This window comes from Terriglobia bacterium (genome assembly GCA_020072565.1).
In the GTDB taxonomy this organism is placed as follows: domain Bacteria; phylum Acidobacteriota; class UBA6911; order UBA6911; family UBA6911; genus JAFNAG01.
Genome location: JAIQGI010000022.1, coordinates 1 through 18,797, shown reverse-complemented (window position 1 = coordinate 18,797; position 18,797 = coordinate 1). Strand labels below are relative to the sequence as shown.

Here is an 18,797-nt window from a genome sequence, read left to right as displayed (position 1 = left end):
TGGGCTGCATCGAACCGACGTTCAGGCTGACGGTCGTGTTGATTGGAACTCTGCGAGAGGACCTGGCGACTCTGCCGGAAAGAGATTGCGGTCGCATGCCGGTTCCGTCGGGCCCTCCTACTTGAGCGCGGCCAAGGCGGCCCTGGCGCCCACGAGATCCGGGTTAGCCTGAACCGCCTCGGCCAGTTCGGTCTTCGCCTTAACCAGGTCGTTCAGCCCAAGGAAGCCAAGTCCAGCGAGGTAGTGGGCATTGGCCAATCGAGTTCGCGGAGACTGCTGACGGCCTGCTCCGCCTCGCCCCCCGGCGATATTGGACGGCGGCTGCTGGAGCGTTCTCTGTCCGGACTCGACGAGGCTCTGGAACAACGCCTTGGCTTGGTCTTCCTGGCCGAGTTTCCGGAGGGATAGTGCCAGGTAGTAGGATTGAACGCCGACTGCAGCCGTGGCAATCCCGGCTCCGCCGCGCCGGCCGGTTCCGGACGAAACCGATGATATCGCCCTGTTCCATGACTCGGCAGCCTTGTCATGGTTGCCCATCCCCTCATAGGCGATGCCGGTCCAGAAGGCGACCTCTATGCTGCGGCCACCCGCTCCGCCGCTGCTGCCGAACCCGCTCGCCGGCAGGTTTGGGGGCAACGTGACGGCCATCTGTATATCCGCCAGCGCCTCCTCGAAACGCCTGGCCGCGATGTTCTGCTGAGCCCTGAGAATGTGCGCATCCATCCAGTGCTCGGCCACGTTCAGATTGGTGCCCTCCGCGACCGCGAACTTCCGTCCCGTCATCATCCTGATGGCCTCGTCATACTTGCCCCCGGCCACTTTGAGACCCACGGCGCGGTTTTGAGCGTCATCCCGCTGCGCGACCACGGCCGCGTTCTCTTCGAAAAGAGGGAGCCGCTTCTCGATGGGAACGCCGGCCTGCTCGTAGAGTTCATCCAGTTCCATAAAGTGCAGGGCGTACTTGGGGTCGAGCGCAACCGCCTTCTCGAGTTCCACGATGGCCTTGGCGAGGCTGGTCCCCGACCTCTGATGCATATAAGCCGTTGCCAGATTGCGATGAACGATCGAGAACGAAGCGTCGAGCGCGACGGAAGCCTCCCACATCCTGGTGGCCTCCTCAGGCTGCCAGTCGTACAGCACATTCCCGAGATAGTAGGGCGCTCGTGCGTCGCGGGGATTTGCCCTGATCGCGGTCCGAAGCACTTCGATGGCCTCGCTCTGGAAGGGGAAGGCGTAGTCAGGAGGCATCGTCTCGGCCAGCCTGTAGTACTCGGACGCCTTTTGCGTTTGTCCCAGCTTCCCCGCAAAATAGCCTAGATAATAGTAGACCATGGGATTGATCCTGGCCTTGTCGGGGGCAGTGGCGGTCATCCGCAGCAGGATATCCGTTCCGTCCTGCCAGAGGCCGGAGTTGAGATACTCGGCGGCCGTCTCCTGTGCGGTCGCGGGATGTTCATTCATCGTGGAAGCCAGGGTCATTGCCGCTGCGAGGTTTCTGGATGCCAGCCAGAATTCCGCCATGGAGCGCACGTCGAGCGGATCGGCCTTGTGCGCGGCTGAGGCCAGCACCTGCAGCGCCTCCCGTGTGCGTCCCAGGTGGCGCAACACGGCAGCTTTCAGGTTCTGGGCCCTGATGTTCAATGCATTCGAGTCGATCGCACGGTCGATGAGGTCGAGGGCGGCCGGCATGTCACCGCGTCCGGCCGCGATTTCTGCCAGGGAGAAGTAACCGGCTGCCTTCCATGCCTGGCTCCAGGTGGCCTTGTAGAAATTCGAGCAGGCCTCGTCGGTCTTGCCCTGCGCCTTCAGAGTGGCCGCAAGATAGAAAAACGCCTCAGCATCTTTCGGGGTTGTGTACTGGTCCGTGAGCCGCTCCAACGCCTTGCGCAAGCGCTTCTCTGCGTCTTCGTACCTTGCTTCTTTAAAGGCGGTGATACCGAGCGCGGTGTTGACGCGGGCGTCCCCCGGATCGCGACGCAGCGCCTCTTCCCAGTATGTCTCGGGATCGATATTCGGGTCGTGGAACTGCTGCGCGCGCAGACCGATCAGGTACAGCTCTTCGTTGGTCTTGACGTCCGCCGGAGCTGCCGGGGGTGTCACGCCCTTCGGCATTGGTTCCGGGTGCAAGCGGATGGGGGAATAGGAAACGAGTTCCTTGCTGCCATCTGCCAGCGAGGCGACGAGATCGTGCTCGTCGATGCCGGCAGGGACTGGGACCCGCCTGGTGTAAGGTTTGCCCGGGTTGATGGCTACCGTCTCCTGGAGCAGAATCTTTTGTCCGGCTCTCAGCATGACTTTGGCCGCCGCATGGGCGGAGGTGGTGTAGAAGCCCATCCGGGCGGTGCCGTCGGCCATGTCTAGGTTCACTGCCGCGTCCAGGTTGGCCTTCTTCACCCCGCCAATGTCCCGGAAGGGATAGTAATTCATGGAAAACGACCTCACTTCGTAAGGCTGCAGCCAGCTGTAGTCAGGCTGATTGTCCGAGTAGGCGCCGGCCATGAGCTCGATGTAGGGGCCGTCGGTGTCAGTCAGAGTCTGGTCCCACGCGCGGCCACCGGCGCCGGCGCCCCATTCAAAGAACTTCTTGCCCGGCACGACATGGTGGTCGGCGACGCTCATCGTCCCTGCCTCTTTGCCGTGGTCATAGCCGGCAAAGAAATCGTCCTGGTAGTTCCAGGCGAAGATCGAGACCGAAGAGGGGTGGTTCTTCCACCAGCTGACGTCAACATTGGCATCGTTGACCGGCCACTTGGTGAATGTGCGCTTCGAGTGGCCGGTGCCGAACTGCGTGCCCGGCGGGAAGATGACCTGGTAGTTGTCGTTCACGTGAACGGCCAGAGTGGCAAAACACAACATGGTGTTCGGTTCGGGGACACGATTCAAGATGCGCACTTGTGCTTCCAGGTAGCCCTTGCCGGGCCTCAGCGTGTAGCCGACCGCCCAGCGCATGCGTTGTCGCAATTCCAGTTCGCCTACCCAGACGGTTTTGGCGCCGTCTCCGCCTTGCTCGATCTTGTATTGCACCGGGAGGAAGGTTGTCGCGCGGTGATGGTGCGGGATGTTCCACTCCATCCCTCCGGAAATCCAGGCGCCGATAATGCTGATCAGGGCGGGTTTGATCACGTGCTGGCGGTAGATGAAATTGTAGTTGTTGGTCTTGTCCAAACCCTCGAAGATGCGGCCGCCGACTTCGGGTAATATGCCGATGCGGATGTACTCGTTCTCCAGATAGACCGCCTGGTAGGTCTTGTCTGCTTTCCTGCCCGTGAGCGTGTCGTACATCGGATAGGGGTATACCGGCGCCTGGGCTCCCTGGGATTGCCGCCCGAAGAAGAACAACGGGTTGCGCTCAGGCGGCCCGACCTCGTACGTCGGAATCACGATATTCTCCTGCCATGCCTTGACCGGCGAAACCTCAGCGGCAGAAGGAAGAGCGGAAGCGACCAGCAGCGCCGCACACAGACACAAAAGCAGAGGAAGAACGAGTCGGTTACGAATTATCATTTGTGCTCTCCGACGGGGGCGCACCCCTTTATAATGCTTGTTTCATTTGGCGGGCTTGATATCCCGATGGATGATCCCTTTTGAATGCGCGGCGTTCAGCCCATCTGCAATCTGAGTTGCGAGATCCAGGATCTCGCCGGTGCCGAGCGGTTTCCCCTGGATGCGCTGCCTCAGGGTCTGCCCTTCTGAGAACTCCATGGCAATGAAGTGCCAGCCTTCATGTTCGTCAATGTCGTAGATGGTGCAGATGTGAGGGTGATTCAATGCTGAGGTCGCCTGGGCCTCGCGCACGAATCGCTCCAGCGCATGGTGGTCGCTGGACAGCTCGTCGGGGAGGAACTTCAGGGCGACGGTGCGTTTCAGCTTGGTGTCTTCCGCCCTGTAAACGACACCCATGCCACCGCCGCCGATTTTTTCCAGGATCCTGTAATGCGATACGGTCTCACCGATCATGCGGATTCAGTCCTTCAACCGTGCATTTCACGCGCTGCATCAAGAGGAACTTCGGGAATGAACCTAAGTATAGTGCGCTGGGTAGGGCTTTGACAGCGGAATCCTGAGATGAGCCGGGGGTCCCGAAGGCACAGACGTCACGTTTCGCGTTTTACTTTTGGCGCTTTCTGCTAAGCTTCTTGGCGTCATGCTCTTCCTATTCCAGATCCTGTTCATTATTTTTTCGGTGCTGATGTTGCCGTGGTACCTGACGAAGGTCTTCCGTACCAGCAACGTGGCACGCCGGTTCTGGGAGCGGTTCGGCTTTTACTCGGCGGAGGTGCGGCGGCAGGCGGCGGGCGGCAATTATCTGTGGGTCGAAGCATGCAGCGTGGGCGAAACCCGCGTGGCGCTGCTGTTGATTGAACAGCTGCACAGGCGCTGGCCGGACTCGCAGATTGCGCTGACCACGACGACGAGCACCGGGCGCGCCTTGGCCCTCAAGAGTGTACCGGCGGGGGTGCTGGTCCTCTATTTTCCCGTCGATTTCTACCTGTGTACGCGCCGGGCGATGAGGCTGTTGAGGCCGCGAATGCTGCTGATCGTTGAAAGAGATATCTGGCCGACGCTGGTCCTGACCGCACGTCGTTATGGCGTCCCGGTGGGCATAGTCAACGGCCGTATGTCGCAGAAATCGTTCTGCACATATCACCGGTTGGGCGTTCTGAGCCGGAGTATCTATCGCTCGTTTGATCTGGTCTGCGCTCAGGGACCGCAGGACGCGGAGCGCCATTATCAATTGGGTGTGCACCAGGATGCGTTGCGCGTGACCGGGAGCATGAAGTTTGACGAAGCGCAGAAACCTGCCGCCAATTCGGAGCAGGCGCTGCGGTTTCTCCATGCCTGTGGCGCAGATGCATCCCGGCCGATCTGGGTATGCGGCAGCACGCACTGGGGCGAGGAGGAAATCGTGTTTCGCGTCTTGCGGCGGCTGCGGACGAAGTTTCCGGAGTTGTTTCTGGTCGTTGCCCCGCGACACCCGGAGCGGGCCAAACAGGTGCTGGCCCTCGCGCATCGGCGCGGGTTGAACGTGGCGTTGCGGACAGAGCCGCCGCGGCGGGGCGCAGATTGTGTGTTGCTGAACACGACGGGGGAACTGAAGGCGTTTTACGAGGCGGCAACGTTGATTTTCGTCGGCAAGAGCCTGCGCGGCCGTGGCGGGCAAAACATCATCGAGGCGGCGGCAGCCGGGGCGCCCGTGTTGTTCGGGCCGCGGATGCAGAACTTCGAAGCGGTGGCGGAAGCATTTGTTCGAGCCGGCGGCGCGGTTCAGGTGCGCGACGAGAACGAATTGAGCATGGCGCTGGAGGAATTGCTCGCCGGGCCGGATCGGCGGCGCGAGATTGCCGAACACGCGCGGCAGGTCATTGTGCAGAGTTCCGGCGCGACGCAGAGGACGGTGGATGCCATCGCGGAAATTCTGGAGTGCGGCGAGCCGGACAACCTTATACCCGGCTTGCGCTCACTGCGTTCCGTGCCGCCGACTCCCCGGTCTTCATGCATCCGTTTGACCTGAAAGCTTCTTAGATCGTATCGTGACTGCTGACGATGCCGGGTAGAATCAGGCTCACAGCGGCGGGAATGGCGCATCGGCAAGAACCCAGGATCACCTTTTCGGAACCAGGATGAGCGAGGCTTCTTCGCAGGAAAAAGCATTCACGCGCTGGCAGCGCTTCCAGATCTGGTGCATGCAGTACATCGGGTTCTGTGCGGTCTACCTGATCGGAAGGACCCTGCGCTGGGAATCCAGGGGAGAGGATTGCCGGCAGGAAGCCTACGATCGCGGGAAGCGGGTCATTTTCACATTCTGGCACGGACGCATCCTGCCGAGCACCTGGTACTATCGCAAGCGTGGGATCGTGGTGATGACCTCGATGAATTTCGACGGGGAGTATATCGCCCGTTTTATTCACATGCACGGATATGGCGCCGCCCGCGGATCCAGTTCCCGCGGCGGCCTGCGGGCCCTGGCCGAAATGGCCCGCCATCTTGCCGGCGGCCGGGATGTGGCGTTCACCGTTGATGGCCCGCGCGGACCGCGTTACGAAGCCAAGCTCGGTCCGGTGATCCTGGCCAGGAAGACAGGGTGCCCTATCTTCTGTTTTCACGTTTCGGCAAACCGCTATTTGCAGTTGAACAGCTGGGACCATTTCCAGATACCCGCCCCCTTCAGCCGCGTGCTGATCCTTAGAGCTCCGCTTATCTGGGTGCCTCCCGATGCAGATGAAGAGGCCCAACGCGCCAAGCATCACGAGATGCAACAGGTTCTGGACCGGCTCCGCGCTGAAGGCGATTCCTACTGGCAGAACCGGAAGGTCGCAGGCAGAAAGCAGTGATCTGAACCAGGCATTCAGCAATCCCATTCATGGAATCTCTGTGCCAGCTGCGTGGGAAGCGCCTCTATCTGAATTATTCATGAAGCACAAGCTCACGCCCGTGAAAAGCTCCTGCACGCCGACCAAGGCTGAGCCGTCGGCGTTTTTCCGCCTCCAAAAATGCATCTTGTTCGCATACTCATGAATAGTCGCGGCTATATCCCTTGACTGCGGGGAAGCGGTCCCGGCCGGACACGCAGCCCCGGGCTTGCGGGCGCAGAGTTGAAGCGGATCCGGCTATTTCCCCAAAGCTGAGATCTTTATCACCCACGCATGCTCGCACGGCGGGTTCATCTGAACCGATTCCGGAATAAGAATCGACAGTTCATTACCGGTCTTTTCCCATTTCAGACTTTCTCTTGTGCCGAGAAGGGAAAGGTTCGCATTCGGCGCCGGGGAGACGGCTGACAGTGTGATGCGCGCCGGCAGTGTCTTCTCATTTTCATCTGCGAGATAGATCGCATAGGCCGTGCCATCTTTCAACTGAGTGAAACAGATTTTCCCCTCGCGATACGGTGCCAGAGGGCGTGAATTGTAGATTGCCTGCTCATTGACCCTCATCCACGCACCGAGTTCCTCCAGCCGTTGGTATGCCGCATCATCCCAGGTTCCTTCCGGAGAGGGCGCAATGTTCAGCAGGAGATTCCCTCCCTTCGAGACGATATCGACAAGCAGGTTCACCAGCACGTGAGTGCTTTTATACCTGGCATTGAATGCGTAGCTCCATCCGCCGCCCATGATTATGCAGGATTCCCACGGATAGGGGAGAAGTTTTCCGGGAACTTGATTTTCCGGCGTAAGATAATTCTGATATGGGCCTTCGACTGCCCGATCCACAACAATCAAGCCGGGTTGCTTCTCCCTTGCCTTCCGAACGAGGCCCGGCATATCAATATCCTGACTCTGAGGGCGGGTCGCATATCTTGCGCTAAGCATCGCTTCTCGAATTTCATCATCTGTCTTGACACGCACCCAGCCGCCATCGAGCCAGAGGATGTCAATGCGCCCATAGTCCGTCATCAGTTCCAGGATTTGCTGGTGAGTGAACTCGACAAATTGCTTCCAGCGCTCGGGATATTTCTTAATATCATAATTGACATTGCGGTCCGGCGTTGCGAAATTCGGCCACCAATAGTTTTCATTGTGCCAGTCCGGCTTGGAAAAATATGCGCCGATCATAAATCCTTGCTCGCGGAAAGCGTTGAATATTGCTTTTGTGATATTGGCTCTCGCATTGGTGCTGAAAGCACATGCGGGATCGGTGATCTTATAATCGGTCTGTTTTGTGTCGAACATGGAGAAACCGTCGTGATGCTTGGTGGTGAACACCACGTAGCGCATCCCGGCCTCTTTTGCGGCCTGCGCCCATTTTTCAGGATCAAATTTCGTAGGATTGAAGGTTTTCTTCAGATCTTCGTACTGTTTTTTATACTCGACATAGTTCGGATTGTTCCTTTTGCACCAGCTTTCGTCTTCGGAGCAGATGGACCATGATTCGACCACGCCCCATTGACTGTATGGGCCCCAGTGCATCAACAGGCCGAACTTTATATTTTGCCATTTCTCGAGCTGCTGGAGAACAAGCGGGTCTGTTTCGGGGTAATACTTTTGAAGGTATTCTTGAGCTGATGAGATTGGCAGCAAGAGCAAGAACAACAGTGAAATCAGGGATAGATGTTTCATATATGTCTCCAGTCGGAGATCATTAGTCGTGCCTTCCTTTTTATCCGATGGGGGCCGGGTGGACAAGTCAAAAGTTCTGCCCGCGGCGGGCCTGGCGCTTCTCCAAAAGGTCTGCGCGGCCATGGGCTGGAGCATGACGAGGCCAATGAAACGGTGAGTTTCGCGGCGCAGCGTCTGTGATATTGTGCTCGTGCCGCCGAAAGGCGGATTCCCATGAATCGGGACGGCGGCGGAGCGAAATTTCGGAGGGCAAAAGGATGAAGGCAAACATTTGCGATGGCCCGCAACTGCTCTACCGGCCCAACCAGGCAGCCGGCGCCTGGCTGGAGATTCCCTTCGAAGTGAAGAAAAAGGAACCGCTGCGACTGCTGCTGAACGCGACCAGGTCGGTCGACTTCGGGCGCTACCAGGCATTCCTCAACGGCGTGAGGCTCGGCAGGCCGATGGACTTCCACAGCGACAAAGTCGTGAGCGAGGAGTTCCACCTGCTCGACTTCTGGCCGGAGCCGGGTACCTACGTGTTGCGGTTGGAATGCGTCGGCAAGAACCCGCAAAGCAGCGGTTACTATTGCGGACTCGAGTCCGTGCGCCTCCGCGAGCGCTGCCCGCGCGTGGCGAAATTCGGCCACGACAAGGACAAGGACTGGCGGAAAGAGCCGATTCTCTATCGCTGAGCCACCCTGGAATTTTGGACCACCTCTGGAGCCCGCAAGGCCGGCACACCGCAACCCGCGCAGCGCATTCTGCCGCATCTCGCGCTCGCGTTCGGCGTGTTGACCCTTGATATATCCGCGATTCTGGTCAAATGGGCCAACGCCCCCGGCTCGGTGAAGGGAGTGATGTGTCGGTGCCCTTTTCCTTCTTTGCGCTCCACGTCGCATCGCCGAGTTCGCCCATCGCCGCCGTGCCCTTCATCGTCTGGCCGTCTGCGGCGATTTCGCCCGTGAACGTTATCGTGAAGGACTGATCTTCGGCGGTCATCGTGACCGAGAACTCGATGGCGCGCTCCTTGAGCTTGCCCTCGAGTGCAAAGGTTCCGTAGCGGCCGGTGTAGGTGCCGGTGACCTTGTCCGCGTCCTGCTTGAGCTCGAGCGTAGGCGTCCCCGTTCCCATTGACATCTCGAGCGTCATCGTCCACTTGCCGGCCACATTGGGCGCGGCTTTGGTGTCCGGTTTTTGTTCCGGCTTGGCCTGCTGCTGCGCTTGAGCCGTCAGCCCGCCGGTGACCACCATTACGGCAACGAGTACCAGGAACTTTTTCATGCGACCTCCTCAAGGGATGTGGTAGTTCAGATTGTACCAGATCCGGCATCCCGGTCTTCGTCCCATACTTCGACTGTTTTCGACTCGTCCAATTTCGGCAGGAATCGGGACTAACTGCAGACCACCTACATATAATATCCCGACATTTTATTCGCAGCCGCAACCGATGATTATCGGTTCAGCATAGAAAAACAGACTACCGATCCTGGTGCGGCTCAGCTATGCTAAGCTCCGCTTCGAAAATGACTGGTGTAACTTGACGGGCAGAAACATGCCGGCACTAACTCTGGCTCTTAGGTAGAGTTCAGGGGGCACGGGCTTTAGCCCGTCAGCAGATCCCAGCATTCATGCATCGTAGGGTGCGCCCCGGTGCCTGAGAGGTTGTTTCCGAACTGCCGCAACTGGATGGAAAAATTCTTAGCCTTCAAGAGGTACATCGATGCCTGGACAGCTCTTGCTCAAGCCTTCGCTTGCTTCTCTGCTTTGCCTGGCCACTTTTCTTGTGGCACAAACGCCACAAAGGACGGTCACTCGAGCCGACATTCTTCGGGGCGCCTATGGGCCCTATCGGGCCAATAACGACTTGCTTTCTTATAACCTCGACGTTCGCGTCGACCCCGAGAAAAAGTTTATCAGCGGCAAGAATGCGATTCGTTTCAAGATGCTGAAGGACGACGTGCGCATTCAAGTCGACCTGGTCGCCAATCTGAATGTCGACAAGATCCTGCTGGGAACGAAGGAGCTGAAATACGAGCGGGAGTTCAATGCCGTGTTTGTGGATTTTCCCGAGACCCTCAAAAAAAACTCGATATACACGATCGATTTCTACTATTCCGGCAATCCGGTGCAAACCGGACGGTTCGGCGGCATTGGCTTCAGGAAGGATCCTGCCGGCCGCGATTGGATCAATACCGCCTGTCAGGGAATTGGTGCCAGTGTCTGGTGGCCGAACAAGGACCAGCAGCGTGATGAGGTGGAAAACATGCGCCTCAGCGTGGCGATTCCCAGCAATCTCGTGGATGTGTCCAATGGACAGTTCCTGGGCAAAACCGACCTTGGCGACGGATACACCCGTTATGACTGGCTCATTCATTACCCCATCAACAACTACTGCGTTTCGCTGAATATTGGCAATTACGCTCACTTCAGCGACAGGCTGAACGATCTGACGCTCGATTTTTACTGCCTGCCGGAGAATCTGGAGAAGGCCAAACAGCAATTCACGCAGGCAAAATCAATGATGCAGTGCTTTCAGAAATACTTCGGCGCGTACCCTTTCAAGGAAGATGGCTACAAGCTCATCGAAGTTCCTTACTCGGGAATGGAGCATCAAAGTGCCGTCACGTATGGGAACCACTTCGCAAACGGATATCTCGAGCGGGACTGGACGGGCGTTGGTGTCAGCATGAAATTTGACTTTATCATCATTCACGAGAGTGCCCACGAGTGGTTCGGCAACAGCATCACGGCGGCTGATACTTCCGACGAGTGGATCCATGAGGGTTGGGGTACCTACGCCGAAGTTGTGTATGTCGAATACATGTTCGGCCGCGAGGACTCCCTGAAATATGTCAACGGGTATAAGACCAAGGTCAGAAACCAGCAGCCGATCATCTCTCAGCCTGGTGTGAACAGCACGCCGCCGCAGGACATGTATTTCAAAGGCGCGCTTTTCCTCAACACCCTTCGTAGCGTAATCGACAATGACGGACGCTGGTGGAAGCTCGTGCACGATTTCTACAGCCGCTTCCAATACAGGAACATCATGACCGAGGATGTGGTGAGGTTCTTCAACGACAAGACCGGAAAGAACCTTACTCCGATTTTCGACCAGTACCTGCGGCACACCAACATCCCCACGCTCGAATTACAGTTTCAAGACAGCGGCACTGTTTCCTATCGTTGGAAAGCCGACGAGAAGGAATTTGCCATGCCTGTGAAGGTAGGAAGAAAAGGTGACTGGCAACTTATTCAACCCACAACGGAATGGAAGACGATGAAATCGGGTGTGAAGAAGGACGATTTTGAGGCAGCCACCGATCTATATTTTGTCAATGTGATCAAGAATTAGCGAGGACCATTCATGAACATGCGACCATGTGTTTTTTTTGCGACTCTGGCGGCGATCGTGGCCGCCGTGTCTCCGGTGTCGGCTCAACAACCGCGCGCTCTTACCGCGGCCGACTATGCGCATGCGGAGAAGTTCCTTGGGCCTGCGGTCACGCCGCTCGTCGTTGGCGGCAACGTATCTGCCACCTGGCTGCCGGACGAGCGTTTCTGGTACCGCAATACCACGGCGGAAGGACCTGAGTTCGTCCTTGTCGATCCGGCAAAGCGGACGCGTGCGCCGGCCTTCGACCACGCCAGGCTGGCTGCGGCGCTGTCTGCGGCCGCGGGCGCCACGTATAATGCGCGCCAGCTCCCCTTCGTGTCGATAGATTTCTCCTCGGATGGGACTACCGTTTCGTTCGACGTCGGAGCGCGTCGCTGGGCATGTGATGTCCAGGGAGCCAAGTGCACCGCGGCCGGTGAAGCCAAGGGTACGCGCGGAGCAGGTGCGGGCGGGCGAGGTGGCGGTCGTGGCGGTGGAGCCGGCAACCCAGTGGCATCACCGGACGGGAAGAGAGCCGTCTTCATTCGCGATTGGAACCTCTGGGTGCGAGACGTGGCGACGGGTGAGGAGAAACAGCTCACCAGCGACGGCGCCAAGGACTTCGGATACGCCACCGACAATGCCGGATGGGCCGGCAGCGACCGCGCCATTGTGCTCTGGTCACCCGATTCGAAAAAGATCGCGACCTACCAGCAGGATGAGCGCAAGGTCGGTGACATGTATCTTGTGGAGACCAGGGTCGGCCATCCCGTCCTCCGCTCCTGGAAGTATCCGCTCCCGGGAGACAGCGAGGTTGCGATGCTCCACCGGGTCATCATCGATGTCGACGCCGGGCTCATCACCCGGCTGCAGATGCCGCCCGACTATCACCGCGCCACCCTTGGCGACAACTTCAGTCTCCGCGACATGCAGTGGAACCCGGACGCCACCCGGCTTGCGTTCGTTTCGACTTCACGCGACCACAAGCAGGCGGTGTTCCGCATCGCCGACGCCGCGGCCGGCACCGTGCGCACGGTCTTCGACGAGACGGTGGCGACGCACTATGAGTCCCGGACCGGCTGGCAGGTGCTCTGGCCCACGAGCGAGGTGATCTGGTATTCCCAGCGCGACAACTGGGGACAGCTCTACCTCTACGATCTGAATACGGGGAAGCTCAAGAATCAGATCACGACCGGTGAGGGTCCCGTCACTCAGATCACGCGGGTCGACGAAAAGAGTCGCACGATCTGGTTTGCGGCGCTGGGGCGCGAGAAGGAACAAGACCCGTATTTCCGGCACTTCTACCGAATTGCCATGGACGGAACGCACTATGTGGGCCTCACGCCCGACGATGGCGACCACAACATGCAGCTCTCGCGCTCGGGTCACTACTTCGTCGACACCTATTCGAAGCCCGACGCGCCGCCGGTCGTGGCGCTGCGCGACGGAGACGGCAAGCTGGTCATGCCGCTCGAGAAAGCCGACATCTCAAAGCTGCTTGCCGCCGGGTGGAAGCCGCCGATACCGATTACGGTGAAGGCACGCGATGGGAAGACAGACCTCTACGGCCTGATGTTCCGGCCAACAAATTTTGATCCCTCCAGAAAGTACCCGATCATCAACAACCCTTACCCCGGGCCGCAGTCGGGGAGCACGGGCGCCCGAACCTTCACACCGGCGCGAAGCGACCGCCAGGCGCTCGCAGAGCTGGGCTTCGTCGTCGTCACGATCGACGGGATGGGGACGCCTGACCGCTCGAAGGCGTTCCATGACGCTTATTACGGCAGCATGGGCCGCGACAACACGCTCCCTGATCAGGTGGCGGGGATGAAGGAGCTCGCCCAGAAGTATTCATGGATCGATCTCGACCGCGTCGGGATTTACGGCCACTCCGGCGGAGGCTTCATCACGGCCGATGCCATGTTCCGCTACCCCGACTTTTTCAAGGTCGGGATCGCCGAGTCCGGTAACCACGACCAGCGTGAGTACGAGGACGACTGGGGCGAGCGCTATCAAGGGCTGCTCATAAAGAACGCCGATGGCACCGACAATTATGACGCGGAGGCAAACCAGAATCTCGCCAAGAATCTCAAGGGACACCTGCTGCTCGCTCACGGCACCATGGACAACAACGTGCCGCCGTACAACACGCTTCTGGTGGTGGATGCGTTGATCAAGGCGAACAAGGATTTCGATCTTCTGCTGCTGCCCAACCAGGCTCATGGCTACGGCAACATGTCGTCATACATGATGCGCCGCCGCTGGGACTACTTCGTGAAGTGGCTCCTCGGCGTCGAACCGCCCAAGGAGTATCAGATGCAGCAGCCGGCCGGCGGGCGCGGAGGAACGCCGCCCGGTCGATAATGCCTTGATGAAATCGCATCGATCCGGAAGGGAGCCGCAGATGAACCCGGATCATGAGCTGCCTGCATCTGAGGTTTCAGTGCTGAGGATCGCAGTTTGCCAGGCCTGTGCGGGTGGTTCTCAGCGGTATAGGTTTCTGGAAAGTCAACGGCGCGTCAGCGCAAGTGTCCTCTTTACCGGTTCAATTCGAGCGTTTTTCCTCGCATCGAATGACACCGACCTTCCGGATCCCGCTGGTTACGACCTGATTGCCGAATTCCAGATGCAAGCCGCAAGCTGCGATAATGTCCAGCTTGATGGTACTGCCGCCCCAACTGCAGCCGGCGATCGTCGTGGTCATCGGGGACAAGCCGTGGCGGTCAAACCAGCCTCCGGAGATTGAATAGAAGCCTTCGTCAAGAACGTAAATCGAGTAGGTCGAGTTGGCGGTGGTGACCAGAACCAGATCTCCAAATTCCAGATCGTCTTTGCGCACCGCACTCAGGCCGGTCGCGTGCCTGATTATCGCTCCGAGAGTGCGATATGAGGGGGAGGCAGTGTCTGTGATCATGTTACTCGCCCATGCGACAGGGGCGCTTGAGCCTTATGAACCGGTCATGGCCAAGAACCGTTTCTGTGATTGCCGATTACGGCGGATGCTTCCGCCAGTCGGGCAATTCACGTGAAACTCGATGACCATGCGCTTTTGAGAGCGCAACGTGAGAATAGCATGATTTGGTGCGAAGCGTATCCGCCATTCTCGCTGGATTTTCTCACCTCCTTCCCGCTTTTCCGTCGTGCATCTGGATATCAACGCTTATAAGGCGCAATCTGATGTTGGCTGCGCGCCCCATTCAGACATTCCTACCCTGATCCATTAAAAGCTCCCCATTTGGCTGTTGCCTCATGCATTTGTTGCACCTATTTCATCAACTTACATTGCATCAAATATGGTTATATGTTAAACATATTATATGTCACAGAGGACCACACTGATTCTGGATCCTGAAACCAGGCAGGCCGCACGCCAGCTGGCGCTTCGCTATGGCTGCTCGACCTCCGAGGCAATCCGGCGGGCAGTGCTGCGCCACAGGGATACGGTGTTCGGAGTCCCGGTGGAGAGCCGAAACGAAAGGCGCAGGGTACTCGAGCGTCTTTTCAAGCTCTTTGAAGGCAACGATGCGGAGGAAGAAACCGGCCGGCTCAAGACTCAGGATCAGGGTTTCTGATGCGCTACCACATTGACACGGACTTTTTGATATTCGCTCTTTCCTCAGCCGGGCGCGAGCGCCGCCGACTGACGCAGCTCGCTGAGTCGGAAGCCGACCTCCAGATGAGCGCCGTAGCCTGGTACGAATTTTCCCGGGGCCCGCGCACTCCGGAGCAGCTCTCCGTCGCCCGTTCTTTTTTCTTTGATGATGGAATCATCCCATTTTCGGAGGAGCTCGCAAGCATCGCCGGTGATGTTTTTCGAAGTCTCGGCTCTCCACGCCGGCGCGCGGCCGATGTGGCCATCGGCGTGACCGCTGCTGCGATGGCAGCTACGCTCTTGACGCGCAATGCCAACGACTTTGCCGGCATTCCGCATCTTGAGGTCGAGGGCACGGCTGGACAATAGCTCCCGAACCGTGCCCCGTTTTTCTTCCGCGCCAATTTCCCAGGCATGGAGGGGTGTCCTGTGAGCATGGCATCATGGATGCCAATATTCACGCTCACGGCAATCCCTTCTCATGATATGGGGGACCCGGGCCGAATGGCGCTTAAATAAGGGTGATTGGAATCGTCTTGAGCGTACCAGGAGCAAGGGCTTAAGCCCCGAAAGGGGCGTCCGCAGTCCGCAGCCCAGGGCGTGAGCCCTGGGAATGGATGGCCATTAACAAACAGAGCCCTGTAAGGGCGATGCAAGGTCCTTGTAATCGGGGCATTGCAAGCGTTCCTGCATCGCCCCTACAGGGCTCATCCATCATTTGCGTCTTATCCCAGGGCTTGCGCCCTGGGCTGAAAACTACGGCCGCCCTTTCAGGGCTTGCGGCCGCCAACGGCTTCGGGGCTTGCAACAACCGATGGCTCGCCGGAATGGGTGAGCCCGCCAGGGTCGCACCCTGTTTCTTTAATTAAGCGCCATTCGGGACCGGGCCCGGTTGTCGGCATCATCTATTGCACTGGTAGACGAACGCAGGCGGCAGGTTGAGCCATACTGTCCGGCTTTTTGAAACCTGAGTGAAGTAATTGGGCAGAAGTTCCGCGAACCTCCTGCCCGCGGGCAATAGCAGACCCTGGAGGTAGGCGAAGGTCACGAATTGCCCTCCTGCGCTCAGAACCGACATCATTTGATCCAGAAGATGGGTCTGAGCCGCCTTAGGGAATGATGCCCAGGGCAAGCCGCACACGATGCAATCGACGCTCGCGAAACCTAATCTTTGGCAGATGGCTCCCACGTTGGCCACCGAATCCTCGACCAGCGTCAGACCGGGATGGCGCCGCCTGAACAGTTCCGCCAGCCGGTGGTTAAGTTCTATTGCCGCAAACCTCGAACCTGCCGGCATGCGCCGGATGATCTGGTCGGTGAACACGCCCGTGCCCGGACCATATTCCAGTACTGTTTTTGCCTTGGGCAGGTCGATCCACTCGACCATTTTCCTGGCGAGGTACGTTGAGCTGGGGGCAATGGCTCCTGTCGTCGTCGGATGAAGCAAAAATTCACCCAGAAACCTGCCGATGTTTCGCGGTACGGCCATCATGAATCTCCGTATGAGTCAGCCTGGCTTCGACAATATATCTGGTAACCAGGTGTTGATCAGCAGGAATCTTTGAGTGTGTCGCAGGCGCGGATCGAGGCTGAGGATGAGCGGCATAAAGTGACCGCCAGGGCGCCAGGACGAAAAGACGCCCTGAAATCCGGAGTTTCCTGGCGCCTTCGTTCCTTCGCGGTTTCCCGGGTATCCTCGAGGCGTTCAGGAGATCACCCACCCTGGACGGGCCCGGGGCGTCGCGGGTTCTTCGTGTCCCCTATTTTTTGGGGCCGAACTGGATTGTTGCCTTCGAATCGAAGTGTTGGTAGTTTTCGTAGGTAATGGTTTCCTCTACGCGAACCCTGTTCTGGGAGAAGTCCAAAACGCTGTCGGCGTGTGTCCACACCGGAAACCAATACTTCTGATCGATGACCTGCCGCAGCGTCTCGAATTCCGGGAATCGCTGATTCCTCTTCTCCGGTACGGGCTTGCCGACCGTCCTGACAATCTGCAGATCCTCGTCATCCACCCAGATTTTCCCGTCGAAGTACATCTTCCCCCCTTTTGTGCTCTTCGGCTTTACCGAGAAGACGTAGCAGGTCAGCTCATCCACTTTCTCTTTGCCTTCATATTTCAGGTTGTAAAGCGGGAGTTGCTTGGTAGTCAAAGAGAAAGGCTGGAGGTTGTCGATTACCTCTTCATCATCCCTGGTAAACTCAACCGACTTCAGTTTGCCTCTGTTCTGAATCTGGCGGACCTCCCGGGTGCCATCATCGTGGAAGATGACATCGGAGACGATCGACATACGCTCGCGTGAGGGGTTGCCATTGACGGACAGGACGCGCACCTCCGCATCCTGCCGATAGGCGTATTGAATCCACGCCTCATAAAACTCCGTCTCCTTGGCCGCGAATGCCCGGATGATCTCATCCGGCGTGGGATCCGGCTTTTGAGCAGGTTGCGGCGAGACCTGAGACGGATCTTGAGAGGCACGGAATTGTGCTTGAGGAGCCGGTGACGCCACCTGCCCGAGGGAGAACCCGCTCAAAAGCATGGTGGACAGAACCACAGACACGCGTACAGATTTCACCCTGATACCCTCCCTTCACCCTTGGTATTAGATTCATTCCCCGCCCCGGTGTTTCAGGAGAATCCGAGGGGGAGGCTCACGGTGCGCCATCCTGGGCCTCCCGCTCACCTGTCATGCGCCGGCAACCCGATATTCTGTGGCTTTTTCCAGGCAATGAGGATCGTGAGCCGGGCGTGTCGAGGAAATGATCTGGCGAATTGGGGAAGCGAGGATGCGCGGACAGGTTTCGCTCTGAGAATCGGCTGGAACGGAGTGGACGGAACTGCCGGTGATCTGCCCAAAGAGGGACCAACGGCAGTCGGAGCCGATGGAGGTCCCGGCTTTCAGCGTTCGCTATTTCTTGGGGCCGAATTTGACGGTCGCCTTTGAATCAAACCGTTTACTTATTCCAATTGGTTCACACGGCCAGCTCTACTGGCGTCATCATAGCGTGCCTCTGATCTACGTGCCCGAAATTCGGCGCAGGCAAGTTTCAGAAACGGAAGTGTGGACGAGCGCGGATTCAGGCAGACGATGATCTGCTTACGCATGCGCAAAGCTGCGGTTTTCTTGCACCGGCCGGCTGGATTCCAACTTGCAAATTCCCGGCTTTGCTGTAGCCTAATACAGCGGAGTTACCGCTCTCTCACGGGTAATTTCCCCTCCGCAGGAAGGGTTGAATGGACAGGAGAATTCTGGAACTCGCAGTGGAAGCACTCGAAAACCGCAGAGCAGAAGTAGAACTCGAGATTGAAGCAATTCAAGTCATATTGACAGGTGGGAGGACGGCCCGCAAGCCCGAAGCCGCGTTTGCAGCCGGGAAACGAAGGCCCAGGACCGCGGCGGAGAAGAAAGCCCAGAGCAGAATGATGAAGAAGGTCTGGGCGCGTAGGAAAGCGGAAAAGGCAAAAACCAGAGTTTCCGGTACCAAGGCTTCTGCCAGGCCCGGACCGGGGCCTGCAGGTGCCGCCTTCAAGAGAGCCCAGAGTCTGAGAATGAAGGCGTACTGGAAGAAGAGGAAAGCGGCAGCGGCTGCGAAAACAAAAAAGTAACAGCCGGCCGCGTGTCGGGCTGGACCAGCGCACGAAGAAGCAACACGCTTAGTCCCAATACTGTTCACTTAACAAACGAACTGTGGTATCCTGTGGTAAATTTTCACAGGAGGACCGCATATGGCACGTACCGTTGCTGAGCTTCCAAGCGGCTCCCGCATTACGGATTACATCAGTCTGGGCGTTATTACA

At 58.2% G+C, this 18,797-nt stretch carries 15 protein-coding genes; 8 read left to right on the top strand and 7 right to left on the bottom strand.

Going from position 1 to position 18,797, the window contains the following annotated elements; genetic code table 11:
• Positions 1 to 117: 117 nt before the first annotated feature.
• A complete protein-coding gene (locus tag LAP85_15495; GenBank protein MBZ5497807.1) occupies positions 118 to 3,504 on the bottom strand; it encodes a DUF5107 domain-containing protein in 3,387 nt (1,128 codons plus the stop codon).
• Between the two features lie 42 nt (positions 3,505 to 3,546).
• Positions 3,547 to 3,957, bottom strand: coding sequence for a serine/threonine protein kinase (locus LAP85_15490; GenBank protein MBZ5497806.1), 411 nt, complete (start codon positions 3,955 to 3,957; stop codon positions 3,547 to 3,549).
• Positions 3,958 to 4,144: 187 nt separating this feature from the next.
• On the opposite strand from LAP85_15490, the gene LAP85_15485 reads away from it, so the two are divergent.
• Together LAP85_15485 and LAP85_15480 are read left to right on the top strand one after the other, a co-directional pair.
• On the top strand, positions 4,145 to 5,512 hold the full coding sequence (locus LAP85_15485; GenBank protein MBZ5497805.1) for a 3-deoxy-D-manno-octulosonic acid transferase: 1,368 nt from the start codon (positions 4,145 to 4,147) through the stop codon (positions 5,510 to 5,512).
• A 109-nt stretch (positions 5,513 to 5,621) separates the two neighbouring features.
• Positions 5,622 to 6,332 (top strand): lysophospholipid acyltransferase family protein, encoded by a 711-nt coding sequence (locus LAP85_15480; protein MBZ5497804.1) that lies wholly within the window; start codon positions 5,622 to 5,624, stop codon positions 6,330 to 6,332.
• A 276-nt stretch (positions 6,333 to 6,608) separates the two neighbouring features.
• Here LAP85_15480 and LAP85_15475 read toward each other — a convergent pair whose 3' ends face one another.
• A complete protein-coding gene (locus LAP85_15475; protein ID MBZ5497803.1) occupies positions 6,609 to 8,054 on the bottom strand; it encodes an alpha-L-fucosidase in 1,446 nt (481 codons plus the stop codon).
• Between the two features lie 257 nt (positions 8,055 to 8,311).
• Here LAP85_15475 and LAP85_15470 point away from each other — a divergent pair, with 257 nt between their 5' ends.
• A complete protein-coding gene (locus LAP85_15470; GenBank protein ID MBZ5497802.1) occupies positions 8,312 to 8,728 on the top strand; it encodes a hypothetical protein in 417 nt (138 codons plus the stop codon).
• A gap of 127 nt (positions 8,729 to 8,855) precedes the next feature.
• Here the strand turns inward: LAP85_15470 and LAP85_15465 are convergent, their stop codons facing one another.
• On the bottom strand, positions 8,856 to 9,317 hold the full coding sequence (locus LAP85_15465; protein ID MBZ5497801.1) for a hypothetical protein: 462 nt from the start codon (positions 9,315 to 9,317) through the stop codon (positions 8,856 to 8,858).
• A gap of 439 nt (positions 9,318 to 9,756) precedes the next feature.
• Between LAP85_15465 and LAP85_15460 the strand changes: the two genes are divergently transcribed.
• Together LAP85_15460 and LAP85_15455 are read left to right on the top strand one after the other, a co-directional pair.
• The gene (locus LAP85_15460; protein ID MBZ5497800.1) at positions 9,757 to 11,388 is read left to right on the top strand and encodes a M1 family metallopeptidase; all 1,632 of its coding nucleotides are present in this window, start codon (positions 9,757 to 9,759) and stop codon (positions 11,386 to 11,388) included.
• Positions 11,389 to 11,406: 18 nt separating this feature from the next.
• Complete coding sequence (locus LAP85_15455) at positions 11,407 to 13,773, top strand: S9 family peptidase (protein MBZ5497799.1); 2,367 nt, start codon at positions 11,407 to 11,409, stop codon at positions 13,771 to 13,773.
• 181 nt (positions 13,774 to 13,954) lie between these two features.
• On the opposite strand, the gene LAP85_15450 is transcribed toward LAP85_15455, so the two are convergent.
• Positions 13,955 to 14,323 (bottom strand): hypothetical protein, encoded by a 369-nt coding sequence (locus tag LAP85_15450; GenBank protein ID MBZ5497798.1) that lies wholly within the window; start codon positions 14,321 to 14,323, stop codon positions 13,955 to 13,957.
• Positions 14,324 to 14,726: 403 nt separating this feature from the next.
• On the opposite strand from LAP85_15450, the gene LAP85_15445 reads away from it, so the two are divergent.
• Both LAP85_15445 and LAP85_15440 read left to right on the top strand, forming a co-directional pair.
• Entirely contained in the window at positions 14,727 to 14,981 is a 255-nt protein-coding gene (locus LAP85_15445; GenBank protein MBZ5497797.1) for a hypothetical protein, read from the top strand.
• Positions 14,981 to 15,370 carry a PIN domain-containing protein gene (locus LAP85_15440; protein ID MBZ5497796.1) on the top strand — a complete coding sequence of 130 codons (390 nt, stop codon included), beginning with the start codon at positions 14,981 to 14,983 and terminating at the stop codon, positions 15,368 to 15,370. The genes LAP85_15445 and LAP85_15440 overlap by 1 nt, the downstream gene beginning before the upstream one ends.
• A 532-nt stretch (positions 15,371 to 15,902) precedes the next feature.
• Here the strand turns inward: LAP85_15440 and LAP85_15435 are convergent.
• Positions 15,903 to 16,388, bottom strand: coding sequence for a methyltransferase domain-containing protein (locus tag LAP85_15435; GenBank protein MBZ5497795.1), 486 nt, complete (start codon positions 16,386 to 16,388; stop codon positions 15,903 to 15,905).
• A 373-nt stretch (positions 16,389 to 16,761) separates the two neighbouring features.
• Positions 16,762 to 17,574 carry a hypothetical protein gene (locus LAP85_15430; GenBank protein ID MBZ5497794.1) on the bottom strand — a complete coding sequence of 271 codons (813 nt, stop codon included), beginning with the start codon at positions 17,572 to 17,574 and terminating at the stop codon, positions 16,762 to 16,764.
• 659 nt (positions 17,575 to 18,233) lie between these two features.
• Here LAP85_15430 and LAP85_15425 point away from each other — a divergent pair.
• Complete coding sequence (locus LAP85_15425) at positions 18,234 to 18,605, top strand: hypothetical protein (GenBank protein MBZ5497793.1); 372 nt, start codon at positions 18,234 to 18,236, stop codon at positions 18,603 to 18,605.
• Positions 18,606 to 18,797 lie beyond the last annotated feature (192 nt).